1 protein-coding gene is annotated in these 1239 nt (G+C 66.3%); it reads left to right on the top strand.

Annotation, left to right across the window (positions count from 1 at the left end; translation table 11 throughout):
• The first annotated feature begins 113 nt into the window (after positions 1 to 113).
• Positions 114 to 1232: an IS30 family transposase gene (locus ASL10_RS15360; protein WP_369794409.1), complete on the top strand. Its 1119-nt coding sequence runs from the start codon at positions 114 to 116 to the stop codon at positions 1230 to 1232.
• Positions 1233 to 1239 lie beyond the last annotated feature (7 nt).

Raw genomic sequence — 1239 nt, forward strand, 5'->3', positions numbered from 1 at the left:
CTTGGGTTCAGGTGGTCGTTGCAACACCACCGTGAATCGGAGTGCTGCAGATGGGATCGAGGCTGGAACAACGTGCCCGGGAGGCTTGGTTCTGGGAGCTACTCGGACAGGGCTTGAGCAGGCCGGCTGCTTGCGATGCTGTCGGCGTGCATCCGCGTCAGGGCTACCGATGGTTCAAAGCCGCTCAAGGGAAGAATCCGTTCGAGCGCGCCGCCCGGTCGGGCCGGTACTTGAGCGAGGAGGAACGGCTCAAGATCGCTGACCTCCACCTCGGCGGCGCAGGCGTCCGCCGGATCGCGGCCGAGCTCGGTCGGGCGCCCTCGACGATCAGTAGGGAGCTCACCCGGAACAGCTCACGCGGCGGCGCTTACCGCCCCTACGCCGCCCAGAAGCGATCCCGGGAACGGGCGCGGCGCCCGAAGCCCCGGAAGCTGGACCGGGTCGAGCTTGCCCTGCAGGTCGAGCTTCGGCTGGTGCGGAACTGGTCCCCGGAGCAGATCCGTGATGACCTGGTCAGGTCCTTCCCTGACCGGCCGGAGATGCACGTGTCCCACGAGACGATCTACCAAACCCTGTTCGTCCAGGGGCGCGGGCACCTGCGCGCTGACCTGCATAAACACCTCCGCACCGGCAGGGCGATCCGCCGACACCGGGGCGAGGCCAGGCGGGCGTCGTGGTCGAAGATCCGCGACATGGTCCTGATCAGCGAACGCCCTGCCGAGGTGGAAGACCGCGCCGTTCCCGGGCACTGGGAAGGAGACCTCATCGTCGGCACGAACGCCCGGAGCGCCATCGGAACGTTGGTTGAGCGGACCACCCGTTACGTGATGCTGCTGCACCTGCCAGACGGGCACAGCGCCGACGCCGTCCGCGACGCCATGATCCCCACGATCAAGACCCTGCCCGAACACCTGCGCCGGTCGTTGACCTGGGACCAGGGCACGGAGCTTGCCCGGCACAAAGACATCACCCTCGCCACTGACCTCGCTATCTACTTCTGCGACCCCCACAAGCCCTGGCAGCGCGGCTCGAACGAGAACACCAATGGGCTTCTCCGGCAGTACTTCCCGAAGTCCACCGACCTCACTGTTCACAGCCCGGAACGACTCCTCGAAGTCGCCACAGAACTCAACGGCAGACCCCGCAAAACCCTCGACTTCCGGACACCGGCAGAAGCGTTCCAGGAGCTACTCTCGGACCCGAAACAACCACCCGTTGCAACGACCCCCTGAAACCGCC

The sequence above is a fragment of the Frigoribacterium sp. Leaf8 genome (genome assembly GCF_001421165.1).
In the GTDB taxonomy this organism is placed as follows: Bacteria; Actinomycetota; Actinomycetes; order Actinomycetales; family Microbacteriaceae; genus Frigoribacterium.